Here is a 19,577-nt window from a genome sequence, read left to right as displayed (position 1 = left end):
ATTTAATTATACAACAAAGTTGAAACTTTTGAACAACTTTTTTTCGGTAAAAAGGGAAAGCATTTAACTTTCCCACAATTCTAACGACGCTCTTTCTTGGGTAGAAAAGCCATCGGATTGACAGCACCTTTTCCATTCGGATGTACTTCAAAATGGAGATGAGGCCCTGTACTAAATCCTGTGCTACCCATTTGAGCAATTTGTTGTCCTTGCTGAATTTGTTGTCCACGACGTACTAACAAACGGCTATTGTGAGCATACAAAGTGATACTACCATCGGCGTGTTGAACTTTAACCAAATTGCCGTAACCCCCATTATTCCAGCCCGATGAGATCACTTCTCCACTAGCTGCCGCAATGATAGGTGTTCCAACTGGAGCCGCGATATCAATTCCTCGGTGCATTCGTCCCCAACGTCTGCCAAAACCAGAGCTTAAGGTACCTTTCGCGGGCCAAATAAAGTTTTGAAGTGTGGGTTGAGTATCGGGTAAATATTGATTAGGATTAGGCAGAGATGGGATTTCAGGGTCTACAGTAGTTCCGACTGGAATTCGCAGATCATCCAGATAAGGCTCAACTTGAATGGCGGCTGTTCCTACAATAGTCGGTTCACTGCTAGTCGGTTTGGCTTCAATATTTTGAGGACGTTTAAAGGCTGAATTTCTGGAGCTATCCCACTCTGAATTACGAGGTTGTGGAGTTTCAGAAATGTCAGTATCAACAGGAATACTGACAGAAACTTGATTTGATTGAGTTGACGGTTCTTCGATTTGCTCCAAATGAGCGAAGTCATCTCGTAATTTCTCGGTATAGGTTGGTGTCGCCGATTCTACATTAATCTTAACGGGTTGTGCGGCGATGGCTGTCTCGGATGTGGTAGTGACGGGGGTCGCCGTAATAGGTTTAACTGAGGGAACGGGTGGAAGTTTGCGCTTAAAGCTCGACTGTTGAAAATTTGAGGGAATAATCAAAGATTGATTAACCTTAATCGTATTAGGATCTGTAATCTGATTGGCTTCGCTTAATGCTTGTACTGAGATGCCGTGAGATTGGGCGATCGTTTGAATAGTATCTCCTGGCTGTACTTGATACAGGGTTTCATGAGTCGGTGTGATCAGTTTAGGACTTTGTAAAGCAACACTGGTTTGAGTTGAAGTTTCTTGAGGGACTACTGAACTAGACTCTTCTACTTTTATGGGTTGACTTGATAAAGTCGTTTGTGGTTCGGTAGTTGTTGTCACTTCTGGAACTCTAATCAGCGTGGGTTCATCAGAAACTTGAATGCTGTCTGTATTTGGAGTTGGTACAGCAATTGGAATGGGACGATTTAATTCTATAGCTAGTGAGGAAGATTCATCAATTTCAGCAATGGGATCACTAGCGCGTTGTACGGTGGCTTCTTCAGATGTGGGGGCTTCGGCGAGTAATGTAGGTTGTTCGATGATTTGATTAGACCGTAAGGCCGCGAGGCTTTCCTGCAATTTTCGGCGGCTTTCTTTAAGATTATTAAGGGATTGATCCAGCGCGACAGATGATATTTTTTCGGGTCGGGTCGATAATTGATTTTCAGATGTAGGAATTTTGATCGTTTGTCCGACGACTAAATCAGTTTGCGGGCTGATGTTGTTGACTTCGGCGATCGCTTCGGGTTCAATATGATAGTTTTGAGACAGTGAAAAAAGCGTTTCACCTGGTTTAACTTCGTGCTGTTGAGGGGAGATCGACCCATTAATGATCAGTGATGGGTTTGAGTCGTTTTTCTCGATTGAAGTTGTTTCGAGCGGTGTAACGTCTGCGGCGAAAGCAGCTTGACTTGAGTTAACCACCAAAAAGCTAGATGCTCCCATCGAAATTGCTAAACCCAGAAGTAGTGAACAGCGAATGCGGCTTGCTCCCTCATTAATGGCGATCGTTGCTTCTGACGAATGAGTCAAAAAATCGGTGGTATATTCGGTGGATTCTGTTACAGATGAGGGAGTTGTTACCATTTTTTTCATACGTGCCTCTTTCAAAATAAACCTTGAGCGTGTGTCATCAACCCATAAGTGTTTAATATGACTCGATGAGTGTGTGCTCTATGATAATTACGCTTTTTTTACAGAGTTTTTGCTTGAGCTTGTTTAAATAATAGTGTTAAACACCTCACTTAAAAATAAACTATTGCAATGATATCTATGAAAGGTTAGCTTAGTTTTACAATTTAGACAAGCCTGTCTAATGATTCCCTTAAATTCAATACCTCGTTCTGGGGACAGATTTTTGGAATGGATTGTTAGACGCTCTTAATCGAATAATGTTTCTGTCAATCCTATAAAACGACTGTTTTTCGGTGCTAATCCTGAAAAATGACGTTTTATTTCTCAAGCAATTTTATAAGTTAAATTGATGGTTTCAAGCGTTTGTATCGATTATTTATACAAATTTCTTATTATTACCATCACGAATAACTTGGCCCATCGCCAATTTAAGCAATATTTAGATTGATGGCTCAATCATTGATTGCTCAAACAAGCTTCTTGGATTCATTATTCCCAATTCGTTGCTCGATGTAACAACAACAGGCCAATTCAGACTAATTATGGCTGCCTGAATAGCAAAACTTTGATTATGATAAGAAGTGGTCTATGTTCTCTAACTCAATCCCTACCAAAGAAAAGAAAAAAATGATTTCTACAGAAGTTATAGAGAAACGTTCAACCTCAACCGTTCGTAAACCAGCACCCCGATATCGAGTTCTACTCCATAATGATGACTATAATTCGATGGAGCACGTTGTACAAACTCTCATGCAAACGATCGCAGGAATGACTCAACCTCAAGCGGTTGATATTATGATGGAAGCTCATACCAATGGGTTAGCTTTAGTAATTACTTGCGCTTTAGAACACGCGGAGTTTTACAGCGAAACGTTAAAAGCACATGGCTTAAGCAGTACCATTGAACCTGATGAGTAATTAATAAGTATCCTCAAAAATAGTGTTTAATAAACGTCTAGCTAATTACCCAGCACCCTTAAGGCTGGGCATTTTCATCCTAATTTTAGTCTCGCTATGGCTCCCTTTCGCCATTCCGATTTACTTTTTTTTCCATTCTGATCCCAATTTAGTCACTATCTTGACAATGGTAATTTTATATGCTGAGTTTCTTTGGTTACTGCGTCGTTGGAGTCGTCAAGTTCATCAACATCCTACAGGTTTAAGACATTACGGTCTGGGGTGGACATACAATAATCGAATTGAGTTAATTAATGGTTTAAATATTGGTTTTCTTTTAGTTTGGCTACTATTCATTGTTGAAGCGATTTTTGGCTGGGTAACGTTTAAAAACCCAACTGCATCGATAGGAAGAATTATTTTAGAAGGGTTACTCGTTTCTTTAGGAATTGGTTTTGCTGAAGAATTGTTTTTTCGGGGTTGGATTTTAGATGAACTGAAAAAAGATTATTCACCCACTGCGGCAATTTGGGGCAATACATTACTCTATGCGTCGTTGCATTTTCTTAAACCCCTGACAGAAATTATTCGTACTTTTCCTCAGTTTCCCGCTTTGATTTTACTCGGATTAACGTTTAGTTGGGCAAAACAGAGTAACCGAGGTAGATTAGGCATGAGTATCGGATTACATGGCGGGTTAGTTTGGGGATATTATGTGATTCAAGTGGGACAGTTAATCACTTATACAAATACCGTGTCTCCTTTAATTACAGGAGTTGATAAAAATCCTCTAGCAGGTGTAATGGGGTTATTATTTCTCAGTATTCTCGGCTTTTGGTCGTTTTCAAAAATGAACAGCAGAATGAAAAAATGACTGAACCTCAGATGAATTCTTAGCACTCATCCGAGGTTCTAAACCGTTGGTCATCTGACCAAACCTGTTTTACAAGTCATTTTAATTAAATCGGAGCGGCGAGATTCGAACTCACGACCCCTACTACCCCAAAGTAGTGCGCTACCAAGCTGCGCTACGCCCCGATGTCAACGATTTATAACTATAACCTAAATGGGTGTAAAAAAGCAACTAAAAAACTAAAATTGTTTGAACAGCTTGCAATAATTCTTTTGTAACCGTTTCTGGCCAATACCCCTCACAGCGACGACCCTCACAGAGCAGGATTCTGAGAGAATAAGCATTACTGAATCCTTCTACTTCTAGCCATATTAGATGACTTTCGGCTTCACAGGCGATTCGTTCTTGATCCATCAACTCTTGAGACATTTGCTGCATAGAAAGGGCTAGTTGTTCAAATAAACGACAAAAATCTTTAAATTCAGCTTCGGTTAATTCGATCGCCCAATCATCTGTCCCCACTAACCCTCGATAAATGTCTGTATTGGAATTCCAACCAATCCGCCATCCTAACCCTTGTTTAATCAAACGTTGTGTCATGACTAGGGTTTTAATAACTGAGAGTCCCCAGGTTGAGAAAAATTAGGTTTTTGGGGTGTTGTGACGGGTGACGGTTGAGGGGATGATTGTGGAGATGGTTGTGGAGTGTTAGGTAAGTTCTGTTGCGGATTGTAAACACTCGCTAGAACATTTACTAAATCATTTCGTTGACGACGGTTCAAACTCCGAATTGCTTCTACATCTTTTTTATAGGGATTAACAGTTAAAGTATTTCTTCCAGGGTAAAGTTCTTCTTTTACGGGTTCATTTGCCCCTAAATAATCAGCTAGGGTCAATTTCCAATCGAAACGATATAGAACTGGGCGTTTTTGTATATCTTGGTTGTAGCGTATTAATCGACTAATCAGTGTGTTATCTGGATCAACTTCTTTAGTTGAGTTCCGAATGTACTGATTTTCTTTAGGAATGTCTGGAAGACGTTGATAAACAATATTAGCAACATATTCAGGACGGATCGATTGTGCGTGGGTTAAATGAGCGATCCCAAACGAGAGGGATAACCCAATGGCTATCCCCACAAAAATTTTGAAGAATGACCAAAATTGTCGGGTCAATTGACTTCTCTTCATTAATTTAGTCGCTAATGATTTCGGGTTGTGTCAGTTCGTCAGACATCTCGATAATAGCGCGAATTGCTGGTTTCATCATCGGATCATCAATACTATCAACATCCTCATAACGTCGGCGTTTAGCTCGATTGGCGACTTGTACAGTAATCCGATACCGATTGGATGCAGCTTTCATTAACTCGTCAGCACGATACATAATTTGGGATGAATCAAAAGTGTGTCTTTTCTGCATAGACGGAATATTGATGGAGTGAACTTGTATTGTAGCTTACTTCGATTGGGGTTTAAGGCTAGATAGGTTACAAAAAAGTATAGATTTTCTTTTTTAGTACATCAATACAGATATTTCCTTAAAAGCGACTCATGTAATATAATAGGTTCCACTCAAATATTGAGAAACATTAAGAAACGTTTAGAAACATTTTTGTATAATTTTGTTAAAAAATTAGTAAAAGGTGATGATTTTATGCAATCCCTAGCTAAACCTGATCAGCGTACTTTATTTTCTTGTTCTAGACAACCTCTCAAGATTGTGGCATTAGGAGATAGTTTAGTATATGGTTACGGTGATCCAATTGGGGGAGGCTGGATAGAACGTTTACGCCGTCAGTGGATGGGGAGCGAAACGAATGGTCACACTTTATATAATTTAGGGATTAGGGGCGATCGCGTTTTTCAAGTAGCAGATCGACTAGAACAAGAATTTCGCCTACGTGGAGAACTTAAAAATAAAGTTCCCGATTTAATCATTCTTTCTGTGGGAGTGAATGACTCAGCGCGGTTGAGTCGTCCTGATGGTAAATCTTTTACCGATTTTGAAACTTTTACTAGACAAATCTCCCTTTTACTTACTCAAGCACAACAACTCTGTCCTGTACTTTTTATCGGGATGGTTCCAGTTGATGAAAGCAAAATGCCCTTTTTGGATTGCTTCTACTACAATCATTTTGACCAATATCGTTATAAAGAAGCCACGAAAAAAGCCTGTTTAGAGAAAAATATCCCTTATTTAGATTTATTTGAACTTTGGATGAATAAAGGTAAAGAATGGGGTCGCTCACATCTTAGTGAAGATGGACTACATCCCAATACACAGGGTTATCAAGCAATTCTAGAAGACGTTTTAAACTGGGAACCCTTCAGCCATCTTTAAATCAATGAGATGCACCTGAAACACCTCAGCAAAGCATCTTAATAAATCTTGACGTACCTCTTCTAACGTGAGATGGGGTAAAAACTGAACGAGACTACCGACGGGTTTATCTTCAATCCCACAAGGGACGATCGCAGCAAACCCAGTTAAATCGGGACAAACATTAAGGGAAAAACCGTGCATCGTCATCCAGCGCGTCACCTTAATTCCAATTGCTGCCACTTTATAGCCTTCTACCCAGACACCCGTCAAACCTGATATTCTTTGTCCATCTAAATGATATCCCTTGAGCAGTTGAATGATCACTTCTTCGAGTTGTCGCAGATACCAGTGTAAATCTTGACAATAATACCGTAGATTAAGAATCGGATAGCCAACCAACTGCCCAGGACAATGATAAGTCACTTCCCCACCTCTTTCAATCCGATACACTTCATATGTCGTTTGAGTAGGATCAAATTTAAGAAACTTAAGATTTGCACCCGTTCCCAGTGTATAGACTGGAGGGTGTTCGAGTAATAACAGGATGTCATCTAGAGTCGGATCAGCCAATCGTTGAGCAACTAGCGATCGTTGTTCTTCCCATGCCTTAGCATAAGGTACCACGCTCTGTATTTGCAATAAGCATCGTCTTTGTGATGAAACATTCATTTGTGTAAATATACACATATCTTGGACAGGATTGTATTAAAACTATACTTGAGTGGTGGTAAATTGTTAACGAATGTAAAAGGATGCAAAGGAAAATAAAAAGACCATAAAAAGCGATGTGTTATAGGCTACAGAATGCTAATCTAAAAGTATCAAATAGATTTGGAGGTAAACTCATCTTTTGCCATCCCTGAATCTGGATTCCTCAACTAATTTAGGGACAAATCTTACAAAATGATTTAGAATAAAACTAACAAGAGAAGAGAGGAACGTACATCTTTCTAGACAAAATCCTTCTAGAAAAAGAAACTCAGAAAATAAAGAAATAGAGTTGGGATCATTACCTAATCTCAAATGCTTAATTTCAAATGCCTAATCTAAAATAGTGTTGGCTATTCACTATCTACAATATGCTAAGTGGATCAGACCTGATTAATTTATTCTATGATCATTATTAAGATCTAAATGTTTTACTTGCATTTGAAGCTAGAGCAAAAAAACAAGTTATCACATTTAAAGGCAAAATTTGGGTTTATTCCAGATTGAGCGGTTCATATTTATCCGACAACTAAACAAGGCAGTGAAAATCAATCACTTAGACTTGTTAATCAAGCTTTTCAACCTAACTGAAACCTAGATTACAGATGGAGTCATCAATTATGAAGCTTTTAATTCAGGGCAATAATATTACTGTTACTAAAGCGATTCATGATTATGTAGAGGAAAAATTAGAAAAAGCGGTTAAACATTTTCAAGCAATAACGACCAAGGTAGACGTACATTTATCAGTAGAACGGAATGCGCGAATTGCCGACAGACATAAAGCAGAAGTCACCGTATATGCTAACGGAACTGTAATACGGGCTCAAGAAGGTAGTGAAAATTTGTATGCAAGTATCGATTTAGTGTCTGATAAAATTGCCCGACAACTTCGTAAATATAAAGAACGACATCAAGATAAGAAAAGTCATGTCCTGATCCCAGCAGGAGAATTAGGGACAGAAGTAGAAACGCAACCCGTAGAAATTGGCGATCGTTTACCCGAACTTCCTCAAGAAGTCGTCAGAATGAAATATTTTGCCATGCCACCGATGTCAATTGATGAAGCCTTAGTACAACTTCAATTAGTCGATCACGATTTTTATATGTTTCTCAACCGAGATACCCATGAAATCAATGTTATCTACAGTCGAAATCATGGCGGCTATGGTGTGATCCAACCCCGTTTAGCCAATGGAAATGGTCATAGCAACGGACACAGCAACGGCAACGGTAACGGAAAAACAGCCCTTTAAGTTTTGTAGTGGATAGTTTATAAACAATGGGGCAAAAGATTTATCCTTGGGATGATCTTTACCCCTTTTTTGTCGTCTTAGAAGTAAAATCACTTTTAAAACGAACAAATTTTACAAAACTGAAAAAATCTTATGTCATTTGGCCTTGGTGAAATTATTGGCATTTTCTTTCTTATTTCTGCCATTCAACCCCTTGTGCAACGTCGTCGCATCGAATTTCAACGCCTTCGTACTCTACAAACATTTGAACAATCCAGAAAAAGCCGTGTTATTCTTTTGATCCACCGTCAAGAGTCAATCAGCTTGTTAGGAATACCCCTATCGCGCTACATATCGATCGAAGATTCTGAACAAGTTTTACGCGCCATCCGTTTTACCCCTCCTAATATCCCGATTGATTTAATCCTTCATACACCGGGGGGATTAGTTTTAGCAACTGAACAAATTGCTAGGGCCTTAATTCGTCATCCTGCTAAAGTTACCGTTTTTATTCCTCACTATGCTATGAGTGGTGGCACGATGTTAGCCCTCGCGTCAGACGAAATTGTGATGGATGCGAACGCCGTTTTAGGCCCAGTTGACCCCCAATTAGGTGGAATGGCCGCAGCAAGTATTATTTCAGTTGTCGAACGCAAATCCATTGATAAAATAGACGATCAAACCCTGCTTATGGCGGATTTAGCAAAAAAAGCACAGGCCCAAGTTCAGAGATTTGTACGAACCCTCTTACTCGATGACATTCCGAAAGCCAAAATCGCACCAGAAAATATAGAAACTATTATTGATAAACTGACGACAGGACAAATTACCCATGATTGTCCGATTACTGTCGAAGAAGCCACCGCATTAGGACTACCCATCACCGTAGGGCTTCCTAAATCTATCTATGACTTAATGGAATTATATCCCCAACCTCAAGGGGGTCGTCCTTCAGTTCAGTATATTCCAATGCCGTATCAACCCTATCCTGTCCTACCTGAACCCAAAGGTCGTCCATTGCCAGATTAACCCACCTCTTGATCAAATTCACTTAAGGAAGCAGTTAATAGTTACGCGCTCAATGGGTACTCTTTAAATAAAGGAAGAGAATATCGCTCACTGCTTCTTTGAGGTTACTATGCAACTGTCAGCAAGCGTCTTCGATGAAGTCGTTCAATATCTAAATACCCATGAAGAAACACTTCGGATTAAAAAACTCATTTTTTGCATTTGTAAAAAATATTGGGAGAATGACCCCAATATTGTTAATAGTGTCTCTACAGAAGCATTAATTCAAGAATTAATTTATTTAAAGCCTTCTAATGAACAATTAACTTTTTCGGTTTACAAGCTTGTTAAAACTTTAAATCGTCCTAAAGTCTATGCGGCGGTTGCTAAAGTAATTATTGATGAAGTCGGAAAATTATATAGTAATACTCCAGCGACATTGATCCATAAAACTGAGTTTGTCTCTTCAGAGATCGAAACAACAGCTAATCTAGACTGTGTTGAGCAAAATTTGAGTGAAGAACAAATTATTTTAGAAAAAATTATTAATAATTTAGCCAATCATCCAGAAATTGAACGTCTTAAAAAATTGATTTTTGCTACTGCTAAAAATAAATGGGAAAATCATTTAGAAATTATTGATAGTTATGGCTTAAAAAATTTAATTTGGACTTTACGTCAAAACAATCCAACAAAACTTAAATTAAAAGAGAGTTTATATCGCATTGCCGAAAATATTAATAAAAAAACATTATATGTAGCGATCGCTGATTTAATCATCGACCAAATGAATAGTTTATATATTCCAATTCAATTAAACGAAGCACAAGTTTATGATACACAAATTATTCATGTTCAACCAAGCGTTAAGTCATCGGTTAATGCGTCTAAACAGGATACTCTAATTATTGATTGTCATGAATCTCAAATCGTTACAGAATTAAATTTAGTTAAACCTACAACCCCTCCTTCAATAACGACTAATAACGCTTTAAGTCGAGATTATGATCCTTTTGAATTACACTTAGATATAGTGCAGTTTACCAATCCCCTTAGAGCCAAAATTATTTTATATTCTGTATTGTTTCATCCTTGGGATCAAAGCGGGCAAGATTGGTCAACTTTGAGTAGTTATACACTAGATGATTTATTAGAACAATTATTACAAAAAAATTGCCCATTAAAAGAAATAGAATCGCGACTTTATGTGGCGGCAAAACGGCTACCTGAGCAAGATACCAGTTTACAAACTGCTGGCATTATTGTTCAAGCTTTACAACGGATTATCTAAGGAAAATTTAATGATGAATAAAAAAGAATTAATTGATAGATATGCTTCTGGGGAAACTATTTTTAGTGGCTCAAAATTACCTGGAATTAACTTAGTCGGTGCTGATTTAATTGGAATAACTTTAAATGAAGCCGATTTACATGGCGCAAATTTATTATTTTCTTATCTCAATCGAGCTATCTTAACACAAGCCAATTTAGTCGGTGCGAATTTAAGTGGAGCAAGCTTAAATCAAGCGGATTTAAGTGGGGCGGATTTACGCAGTGCAAATTTACATGGTGTCTTATTACAGGGTGCAAATTTAAGAGAAACAGATATCACTTTAGCAATATTATTAGATGCTAATTTAATTGGTGCCGATTTACGAGGTGCCGATTTAAGTGGTGCTAATTTAACAGGTGCTTGTTTACGAGGAACTAATATGCGCCAAGAAAAGAAAAGTTATAACACCAATTTACAAGCAGTTAATTTATATAAAGCTGATTTACAAGGCGCAAATATGAAAGGAGTTGACTTAGCTAGGGCTAATTTAAGTGGTGCTAATTTAAAAGAAGTTAATCTGAGAGATGCTGACTTAAGAAAAGCCGATTTAAGTGGTGCTAATTTGAAAGGTGCTTTATTAACAGATGCGAATTTAGTGGGTGCTAAATTAGTGGGTGCTAACTTATCTGGTGCCAATTTAGTTCGGGCGAAAATGATGCACACCGAAGTTATGGGCGGGAATTTTCAAAGTGCGATTATGACTCATGCAATGCTCAGTCGTGCTAATTTAAGTCAAGCTAATTTAAGTTTAGCCAGAATGAATCATGCTGATCTGAGTCGTGCCAATTTATCGGGGACTAATTTTGTTGAGGCTGAATTAATAGAAGTTTTTTTTGCTAGAGCCAATTTAACAGGTGCGGACTTAAGAAATGCTAATTTAACTCGTGCTGAATTAATGAGTGCCAATTTAACGGGCGTAAATTTGCGAGGTGCTACGATGCCAGATGGCAGAGTTAATAATTGATGTAAATAATTATTATAAAACTGGGGATCATCTCTGAAAAAACTCGCTAGACTAGAGAGATTAAAGCATAGGAGTTTAAAATAGAGATGGTTATTTCCTCACCTCAATCTAATGCTGCGCCATCCTCAAGAAATAACGCCTTAATTCTCTGGTTTGAAGAAGTAAATAGTAAAGATGTCGATTTAGTAGGTGGTAAAAATTCCTCATTGGGCGAGATGATTCAACAATTAACCCCAAAAGGAATTAATGTACCTACAGGTTTTGCGACAACTTCAAAAGCATATCATTACTTTATTGAATCAGCAGGGTTAGAAGCTAAACTTAGAAAACTTTTTAAAGATCTTGATGTTAATGATGTTAGAAATTTACAAGAGAAAGGTCAGCAAGCCAGAAGATTAATATTAAATACTCCTTTTCCCGATGATCTCACTCAAGCAATCCAAAAAGCCTATGGTATTTTAGGCGAACGTTATGGCTGTGGTGATATCAATTGCGAAAATCCAGACATCGAATATATTGAAAAATGTGTTGATGTAGCCGTCCGTTCGAGTGCCACCGCAGAAGACCTACCCGACGCGAGTTTTGCAGGACAACAGGAAACCTATCTCAATGTCCAGGGGATTCGAGGCGTACTAGAAGCGTGTCATCAATGCTTTGCTTCACTGTTTACCGATCGTGCTATTTCCTATCGCCATCATAATCACTTTGATCATTTTTCGGTAGCCCTTTCGGTAGGAGTACAAAAAATGATACGTTCTGATCTTGCGACTTCTGGGGTTATGTTCTCAATTGATACCGAAACAGGATTTAAAAATGCAGCCCTAATAACTGCTGCTTATGGGTTAGGCGAAAACGTCGTCCAAGGCAACGTTAACCCCGATGAATACTTTGTTTTTAAACCGACCTTAAAAGAAGGCTATAAACCCATCTTAGAAAAACGTCTGGGTAGTAAAGCCCTGAAAATGGTCTATGACACAGGTGGCACCAAACTAACCAAGAATATAGAAGTTCGTCGCGCAGAACGAGAACAATTCTGTCTAAGTGATGAAGAAATATTAACCCTGGCACGTTGGGCCATTCAAATCGAAGATCATTACTCAAACGTTCGAGGAACCTATAGCCCGATGGATATTGAATGGGCTAAAGATGGCTTAACAGGCGACCTTTATATCGTACAAGCGCGTCCCGAAACCGTACAATCGAACAAAACAAGCAATGTTCTACGACTCTATCAACTCAAACAACGTAGCCGAGTATTAGCCACAGGTCGTAGTGTCGGAGCCGCCATTGGACAAGGAAAAGCACGAGTCATCCTAGAACCCTCACAAATTCATCAATTCCAACCAGGCGAAGTTTTAGTCACCAAACGCACAGACCCCGACTGGGAACCGATAATGAAACAGGCCAGCGCAGTTATTACCGACCAAGGTGGGAGAACGTGTCATGCAGCCATCATAGCGCGTGAAATGGGACTTCCTGCAATTGTCGGGAGTAACCAAGCAACGGAACTCATCAAAACAGGACAAGAATTGACAGTATCTTGTTGTGAGGGGGAAGAAGGTAAGGTGTATGAGGGGTTATTACCTTTTGAGATTAAGGAAACAGCATTAGATAACTTACCTCGAACACGAACCCAAATTCTGATGAATATTGGTAATCCAGAGCAAGCCTTTTCTTTTGCGAGTTTTCCGTCAGATGGGGTCGGTTTAGCCCGATTAGAGTTTATTATCGCCAATCACATCCAAATTCACCCGATGGCGTTGCTGAAGTTTAATGAACTAGAAGACAAATATCTACAAGCAGAAATCGCCGAAATTACGAAACACTACGACAATAAACCACAATTTTTCATCGATAAATTAGCGCGTGGTATTTCCATGATTGCAGCCGCATTTTATCCTAAACCTGTCATTGTGCGAATGTCTGATTTTAAATCAAATGAGTACGCTAATCTTTTAGGAGGTCGTCAGTTTGAACCCGAAGAAGAAAACCCGATGTTAGGATGGCGTGGTGCAGCGCGTTACTACGATCCATCTTACCAAGAAGCGTTTGCACTCGAGTGTCAAGGAATGAAAATTGTACGGAATGAAATGGGGTTAACGAATGTTATTCCGATGATTCCGTTTTGTCGCACTCCCGAAGAAGGAAAACGAGTCATTGAAGAGATGGCTAAACATGGATTAAAACAGGGTGAAAATGGCTTACAAGTTTATGTGATGTGCGAATTACCCAGTAACGTTATTTTAGCCGATCGCTTTGCCGAAATCTTTGACGGTTTCTCGATTGGTTCCAATGATTTAACACAATTAACATTAGGAATTGACCGAGATTCTGCTTTAGTTTCTCATCTATTTGATGAACGAAATGAAGGGGTAAAACGGATGGTCAAAATGGCTATTGAAACTGCTAAAGCCAAAGGTCGTAAGATTGGAATTTGTGGACAAGCACCTAGCGATTATCCAGAATTTGCTCAATTTTTGGTTGAATTAGGGATTGATTCAATGAGTTTAAATCCTGATTCTGTCCTGAAAACATTATTAATGGTTGCAGAAGTTGAGAAAGGACAAAATTAGGGTTTTTGGGGTGGGCTTCAGTTCACCCTAGCTTTTTTAATTCAGTTGCTATAATACTTATATACCTACTATCTTAAATTGTATGCAAGATCTAATCTTCAATGATAGACGATTAATTATGGCATTTACTAACCTTGTGAGAACTTTACTAGGTCAGTCAGCAATTGGTAATGAGTTAAGGGTTAGCAATGATATACGTGGGAGACAATTTAGAGAAGACCATCTAAAAAAATATTCAGATCAATTTAACTACTGGCGAAGACAAGTCAAACCATTGATAGACGAAATAGATATAGAAGCTCACTTAGCATTAAAAGATATTGCTGACTACACTGATTCTTATTCAACTCTATCTAAATCAAATGAAATGTATACAAGGCATATTTTTTATAAAATATTGTATTATTTTTTTAATGCTTATAACTATGAACTGATAGAAAAGCAAGAATTGTATAGGATCTCAAGATGGTGCGAGGATATCAATAATATAATTCACATTCAAACAGATTATCAAGAAAATCCAATAATTGAACATCAAGAGCTTGAAAAGTTCTTGACTGTTTTTTTTGAGCGTCTTACAGAACAGCAAGAGCAGCTATATCAAATTGCAATAAAACGCTCACAGCAAATCTTTAAATTACTTGAAGAAAATACGCAGTTTTTTAAGCAAGGAATTGAGCAACTAAAAAACCTATTAGAGGATAACCAGGTAGAAGGAGGAAAAATTGAAGAAAATCCAGTTTTATTTAATGAGTACCATAAACTTTTAAGAAAGCTAGAATTTTTTGTATACTCTGAGCAAATAAAAAATCTAATAAGCTACCTTATGCCTGACCATAGATTGTCTCAAGTAATTCTCCTTTGCTTGTATCTAATACTACTGGCTCAACATGATTCGTGGGGAAGAGAAATGCCTATTTAATAAACTTAGTAATATATAGTCACTATCTTTCTGATAAATCTTCTTGAGGTGGATGAACACCAAGCTTTATCCATAATTGTCTAGATTTTTGAATAAAACCATTAGCATGATGTTCATCATTCAAATCTAGCCTATTATAAGTTGCTCTACCTATAGAAGTTTTTCCTAAAATTGTTAGTGCATTCTGACTCCAAATAAAATGCTCGTTCCATTGTTCCTAACGAGGGTTAAAAAGAGGAACTTTTTGTTGAGTTATCAGATCAGTTTCGACCAAAAAATTGTAATGATGCTCATTGCAGCGACGACAAGCATATGCAAGATTATCCAACTCATCGGAACCGCCTAAAGATCTAGGTAAAATATGATCGACCGTGAAACGATCGCTACTTATAAACTCTGGCGAGTGGCAGTATTCACAGAGATATTTAGCTCATTGTGCAACAAATTCTCAGATGTAGTCGGATACCATTTTAGTTTAACAGTCAAAATCGAATTAGCATAAGTAAAAATTTGAGCTAATTCAGATATACTTTCTAATTCTGCCTTTTCTTGTGACGTAAGTAAATTATTTTTGCTTTGTTCTATTAATTCATCAGAACGTGCTTGTAACTGAGGAGTGAATTTGAATAGATAATGCTCATTAACTTTTTCTAATTGAATACCTTCCCTTAGCCAGTAAGAAGGCTCAATTATTAATTTAGGTTCAATCATAGATTTAATTACCAAACTTATCTTAATTTTCCAGATATCTTAAATTTTAAGAAATTTTTGGCAACACCACAAAACACTCAACCTGTCATAATGAATAAAAACAAATCCTGAATGGATCGTACAGAGTCGCCAAAATGCTAGATAATGGGCAATGCGTCAAAATCTGGTTATTCTAGAAATACTACGAATTGTATTATCAGCAAAGCTTATCGATAAAAGAATCATGCGAACTCATTATTGTGGCGAACTTAGAGGAATTCAGATCAAAGAAACAGTAACCCTTTTTGGTTGGGTTGATCGACATCGGGATCATGGAGGAGTGATCTTTATTGACTTACGGGATCGCACAGGAACGATACAAATTGTCAGCGATCCACAACGGACACCGAATTCTTATGCTGTAGCAGAAAGCGTGAGAAATGAATATGTCATCAAAGTAATTGGAACTGTCAGCAAACGACCTGATGAGTCTTTAAACCCCAGAATAGCAACAGGAGAAGTCGAAATCTATGCAGAAAGTATCGAACTTCTGAATGCAGTACACAAACAACTACCGTTTGTCATTTCGAGTGCCGATGCGGAGTTAGTTAGAGAAGATGTTCGTCTCAAATATCGCTATCTTGATCTTAGACGAGAAAGCATGAGTCAAAACTTGCAGCTACGTCATCAAGTCGTTAAAGCGATGCGTCGTTTTCTTGAAGATGAAGAAAACTTTATCGAAGTAGAAACCCCTATTCTGACTCGTTCTACACCCGAAGGTGCCAGAGATTATTTAGTTCCCTCAAGAGCCAACCCAGGGGAATGGTTCGCGCTACCCCAGTCACCCCAGTTATTTAAACAGCTATTAATGGTATCGGGGATGGATCGATACTATCAGATTGCGCGGTGTTTTCGTGATGAAGATTTAAGAGCCGATCGCCAACCCGAATTTACACAGCTTGACATGGAAATGAGTTTCATGTCATTAGATGAAATTTTAAATCTAAATGAAGCCTTAGTGAGTCATATTTTTAAAACCGTTAAAAATATTGATTTACCGCGTCCATTTCCCCGTTTATCCTATACTGACTCGATGGCGAAATATGGATGTGATCGGCCTGATACTCGTTTTGGGTTAGAATTAGTCGATGTTTCAGATGTAGTTAAAGATTCAGGATTTAAAGTATTTGCTGAAACTATCAAAAATGGTGGATTAGTTAAAATTCTTCCCATTCCCAATGGTAATGATGCGATTTCTAATGTGCGGATTAAACCAGGTGGTGATTTATTTAATGAAGCAACTGCTGCTGGTGCGAAAGGAATTGCTTATATTCGAGTTAGAGAAAATCTTGACTTAGATACCATTGGTGCGATTAAAGATAATTTAAGCGATGAACAAAAACAAGAAATCTTAAATCGAACGGGTGCGAAACCAGGACACTTATTACTATTTGGTGCAGGTGATCAAGATACGGTGAATAAGTCTCTGTGCCGCTTGCGCCTAGTCATTGGTGAATTGATGGGTTTGATTGATCCAGAAAAAATTAACTTACTTTGGATCACTGATTTTCCAATGTTTGAATGGAACGCAGACGAAAAACGTTTAGAGGCATTACATCACCCCTTTACTGCACCTAATCCCGAAGATATCGACAATTTGGCAAAAGCAAGAGCATTAGCCTATGATATGGTTTTTAATGGGCTCGAAATCGGTGGGGGAAGCTTACGAATTTATCAACGAGAAATCCAAGAAAAAGTTTTTACGACCATTGGTTTAACCCAAGAAGAAGCTTATAGTAAATTTGGTTTTCTGCTAGATGCTTTTGAATATGGTACACCGCCTCATGGGGGTATTGCCTATGGTTTAGATCGTTTAGTGATGCTATTAGCAGGTGAAGAATCAATTAGAGATGTGATTGCTTTTCCAAAAACACAACAAGCACGTTGTTTATTGACAGATGCCCCGTCATCCGTTGATGCTAAACAGCTAAAAGAATTAAACGTAGCTTCTACTTATAAACCAAAATCATAGTTTTTAGGGTGGGTCAATTCCAAAAAAGAAAATAAAGGATGATGTTAGTATTTATACTGATATGTAAAAAACTTATTAATTTTTTGCTATTTCTGCATTTAGAATTAATTAGGTTTTGTCCATTAAAGATCAAACGTTCTAAATCTTAATAAAATTCGCTCTGCCCAAAACGACTTTATTAAGTCAGAATAGAAATAGATAGAATTTGTTAAATTTTTAGGGAACTTTGGAAAATTCATCCACGATCAATAACCCGACGGATTAGTTGTCAAACCGACTCTTCTGTCGGGCTACGCTGTCTTAGAAGGAAATAGATTAACGGTGAATGGTGCTTGGGGTATAAATTATGGGCGAACTAAACACAGCCGAACTCCTAGTTCAGTGCTTAGAAAATGAAGGTGTAGAATACATTTTTGGATTACCTGGGGAAGAAAATTTACACATATTAGAAGCTTTAAGAGATTCTTCGATCCAGTTCATCACAACTCGTCACGAACAAGGGGCGGCTTTTATGGCCGATGTATACGGACGGTTGACTGGAAAAGCAGGAGTTTGTCTTTCAACTTTGGGGCCTGGGGCAACGAATTTAATGACAGGGGTTGCTGATGCTAACCTCGATGGTGCGCCGCTTGTAGCCATTACTGGACAAGTAGGAACCGATCGGATGCACATCGAATCACATCAGTATCTCGATTTAGTAGCGATGTTTGCGCCTGTCACTAAATGGAATAAACAGATTGTGCGTCCCAGTATTACGCCTGAAGTTGTTCGTAAAGCTTTTAAAACTGCCCAAAGCGAAAAACCGGGGGCGGTTCATATCGACTTACCCGAAAATATTGCCGCGATGTCAGCATTAGGGCGACCCCTATCAATTGATAGCAAGGAAAAAACCTACGCATCCTATCGTAGTCTTAATGCAGCAGCCAACGCGATCTCTAAAGCCAAAAATCCCTTAATTTTAGTGGGAAATGGAACAATACGAGCTAATGCAAGCGAAGCCTTAACCGAGTTTGCGACGGTTCTTAATATTCCAGTAGCGAATACATTTATGGGTAAAGGGACAATTCCTTATACTCATCCTTTAGCTTTATGGAGTGTGGGACTGCAACAACGAGATTTAATTAGTTGTGCCTTTGATCGCAGTGATTTAGTGATTGCGGTGGGTTATGATTTAATCGAATACTCTCCAAAAAAATGGAATCCTCAAGGGAATATTCCGATCATTCATATTGGAATGAAAAACGCTGAAATTGACAGTAGCTATATTCCGCTTGTGGAAGTGATTGGGGATATTACTGATTCACTTTTAGATATACTAAGACGATCCGATCGCCAAAATCGTCCTACTCCAGTCACAGCAGCATTACGTCATGAAATTGTCGAAGATTACGAGTTTTATGCGAATGATCAAGGTTTCCCGATTAAACCCCAAAAACTAATCTATGATCTTAGACAAGTGATGGGGCCTGAAGATATTGTTATTGCAGATGTCGGCGCACATAAAATGTGGATGGCGCGTCATTATCATTGTGATACCCCGAATACTTGTTTGATTTCTAATGGTTTTGCGGCGATGGGAATTGCGATACCTGGTGCGATCGCTGCTAAACTGGTTCATCCCAATAAACGGGTTGTTGCAGTGACAGGGGACGGTGGTTTCATGATGAACTGTCAAGAATTAGAAACCGCTTTACGTGTCGGTACACCGTTTGTTACCCTCATCTTCAACGATAACGGCTATGGGTTGATTGAATGGAAACAAATGAACCAATTTGGTCAATCTTCCTTTGTTAAATTTGGCAATCCCGATTTTGTCAAATTTGCCGAAAGTATGGGACTCAAAGGCTATCGCGTTGAATCTGCTGCCGATTTAATTCCGACGCTTGAAGAAGCATTTAAACAAGATGTACCCACTGTAATTGATTGTCCTGTTGATTATGGCGAAAACCTCAAACTCTCACAAAAATCAGGTGATTTAAGTTGCCAAGTTTGGTCATAAAT

18 protein-coding genes and 1 tRNA gene are annotated in these 19,577 nt (G+C 38.4%); 11 read left to right on the top strand and 8 right to left on the bottom strand.

Features of this window, described 5'->3' with window-relative positions:
- Positions 1-80 precede the first annotated feature (80 nt).
- A complete protein-coding gene (locus CFPU101_RS09925) occupies positions 81-1,997 on the bottom strand; it encodes a peptidoglycan DD-metalloendopeptidase family protein (protein ID WP_206815195.1) in 1,917 nt (638 codons plus the stop codon).
- Between the two features lie 669 nt (positions 1,998-2,666).
- Between CFPU101_RS09925 and clpS the strand changes: the two genes are divergently transcribed.
- Positions 2,667-2,954: an ATP-dependent Clp protease adapter ClpS gene (gene clpS, locus CFPU101_RS09920; RefSeq protein ID WP_206815253.1), complete on the top strand. Its 288-nt coding sequence runs from the start codon at positions 2,667-2,669 to the stop codon at positions 2,952-2,954.
- Positions 2,955-3,120: 166 nt separating this feature from the next.
- The gene (locus tag CFPU101_RS09915; RefSeq protein WP_242577853.1) at positions 3,121-3,807 is read left to right on the top strand and encodes a CPBP family intramembrane glutamic endopeptidase; all 687 of its coding nucleotides are present in this window, start codon (positions 3,121-3,123) and stop codon (positions 3,805-3,807) included.
- A 90-nt stretch (positions 3,808-3,897) separates the two neighbouring features.
- Here the strand turns inward: CFPU101_RS09915 and CFPU101_RS09910 are convergent.
- The 4 genes from CFPU101_RS09910 to CFPU101_RS09895 all read right to left on the bottom strand — a co-directional run bounded on the left by CFPU101_RS09910 (position 3,898) and on the right by CFPU101_RS09895 (position 5,208).
- A tRNA-Pro gene (locus CFPU101_RS09910) sits at positions 3,898-3,971 on the bottom strand.
- A 46-nt stretch (positions 3,972-4,017) separates the two neighbouring features.
- Positions 4,018-4,386, bottom strand: a complete 369-nt coding sequence (locus CFPU101_RS09905; RefSeq protein ID WP_206815193.1) for a DUF1818 family protein — start codon at positions 4,384-4,386, stop codon at positions 4,018-4,020.
- 2 nt (positions 4,387-4,388) lie between these two features.
- Positions 4,389-4,961 carry a hypothetical protein gene (locus tag CFPU101_RS09900; protein ID WP_242577851.1) on the bottom strand — a complete coding sequence of 191 codons (573 nt, stop codon included), beginning with the start codon at positions 4,959-4,961 and terminating at the stop codon, positions 4,389-4,391.
- A gap of 19 nt (positions 4,962-4,980) precedes the next feature.
- The gene (locus tag CFPU101_RS09895) at positions 4,981-5,208 is read right to left on the bottom strand and encodes a DNA-directed RNA polymerase subunit omega (RefSeq protein ID WP_206815191.1); all 228 of its coding nucleotides are present in this window, start codon (positions 5,206-5,208) and stop codon (positions 4,981-4,983) included.
- A gap of 234 nt (positions 5,209-5,442) precedes the next feature.
- Between CFPU101_RS09895 and CFPU101_RS09890 the strand changes: the two genes are divergently transcribed.
- The gene (locus tag CFPU101_RS09890) at positions 5,443-6,129 is read left to right on the top strand and encodes a GDSL-type esterase/lipase family protein (protein ID WP_206815190.1); all 687 of its coding nucleotides are present in this window, start codon (positions 5,443-5,445) and stop codon (positions 6,127-6,129) included.
- Here CFPU101_RS09890 and lipB read toward each other — a convergent pair.
- Positions 6,100-6,780, bottom strand: a complete 681-nt coding sequence (lipB, locus tag CFPU101_RS09885) for a lipoyl(octanoyl) transferase LipB (RefSeq protein ID WP_206815189.1) — start codon at positions 6,778-6,780, stop codon at positions 6,100-6,102. The genes CFPU101_RS09890 and lipB overlap by 30 nt on opposite strands.
- Positions 6,781-7,439: 659 nt before the next feature.
- Between lipB and hpf the strand changes: the two genes are divergently transcribed.
- From hpf to CFPU101_RS09855, 6 genes are all read left to right on the top strand, one after another.
- Positions 7,440-8,075, top strand: coding sequence for a ribosome hibernation-promoting factor, HPF/YfiA family (gene hpf / locus CFPU101_RS09880; RefSeq protein WP_206815188.1), 636 nt, complete (start codon positions 7,440-7,442; stop codon positions 8,073-8,075).
- Positions 8,076-8,207: 132 nt separating this feature from the next.
- Positions 8,208-9,083, top strand: a complete 876-nt coding sequence (locus CFPU101_RS09875; protein ID WP_206815187.1) for a hypothetical protein — start codon at positions 8,208-8,210, stop codon at positions 9,081-9,083.
- Between the two features lie 109 nt (positions 9,084-9,192).
- On the top strand, positions 9,193-10,353 hold the full coding sequence (locus CFPU101_RS09870; RefSeq protein WP_206815186.1) for a hypothetical protein: 1,161 nt from the start codon (positions 9,193-9,195) through the stop codon (positions 10,351-10,353).
- A gap of 13 nt (positions 10,354-10,366) precedes the next feature.
- A complete protein-coding gene (locus CFPU101_RS09865) occupies positions 10,367-11,359 on the top strand; it encodes a pentapeptide repeat-containing protein (protein WP_206815252.1) in 993 nt (330 codons plus the stop codon).
- 86 nt (positions 11,360-11,445) lie between these two features.
- Positions 11,446-13,932, top strand: coding sequence for a phosphoenolpyruvate synthase (gene ppsA, locus CFPU101_RS09860; RefSeq protein ID WP_206815185.1), 2,487 nt, complete (start codon positions 11,446-11,448; stop codon positions 13,930-13,932).
- Between the two features lie 118 nt (positions 13,933-14,050).
- Positions 14,051-14,854, top strand: a complete 804-nt coding sequence (locus CFPU101_RS09855) for a hypothetical protein (protein ID WP_206815184.1) — start codon at positions 14,051-14,053, stop codon at positions 14,852-14,854.
- A gap of 217 nt (positions 14,855-15,071) precedes the next feature.
- On the opposite strand, the gene CFPU101_RS25525 is transcribed toward CFPU101_RS09855, so the two are convergent.
- Both CFPU101_RS25525 and CFPU101_RS09845 read right to left on the bottom strand, forming a co-directional pair.
- Positions 15,072-15,215, bottom strand: coding sequence for an HNH endonuclease (locus CFPU101_RS25525; RefSeq protein WP_242577860.1), 144 nt, complete (start codon positions 15,213-15,215; stop codon positions 15,072-15,074).
- Positions 15,216-15,241: 26 nt separating this feature from the next.
- Positions 15,242-15,565, bottom strand: a complete 324-nt coding sequence (locus tag CFPU101_RS09845; RefSeq protein ID WP_206815183.1) for a hypothetical protein — start codon at positions 15,563-15,565, stop codon at positions 15,242-15,244.
- A gap of 223 nt (positions 15,566-15,788) precedes the next feature.
- Between CFPU101_RS09845 and aspS the strand changes: the two genes are divergently transcribed.
- Together aspS and CFPU101_RS09835 are read left to right on the top strand one after the other, a co-directional pair.
- Positions 15,789-17,576, top strand: a complete 1,788-nt coding sequence (gene aspS / locus CFPU101_RS09840) for an aspartate--tRNA ligase (protein WP_206815182.1) — start codon at positions 15,789-15,791, stop codon at positions 17,574-17,576.
- Between the two features lie 346 nt (positions 17,577-17,922).
- Positions 17,923-19,575: an acetolactate synthase large subunit gene (locus tag CFPU101_RS09835; RefSeq protein ID WP_206815181.1), complete on the top strand. Its 1,653-nt coding sequence runs from the start codon at positions 17,923-17,925 to the stop codon at positions 19,573-19,575.
- The last annotated feature ends 2 nt before the right edge of the window (positions 19,576-19,577 follow it).

The organism is Chroococcus sp. FPU101, from assembly GCF_017312365.1.
In the GTDB taxonomy this organism is placed as follows: Bacteria; Cyanobacteriota; Cyanobacteriia; order Cyanobacteriales; family Microcystaceae; genus Chroococcus.
This window is presented reverse-complemented; position numbering and strand designations above follow the sequence as displayed.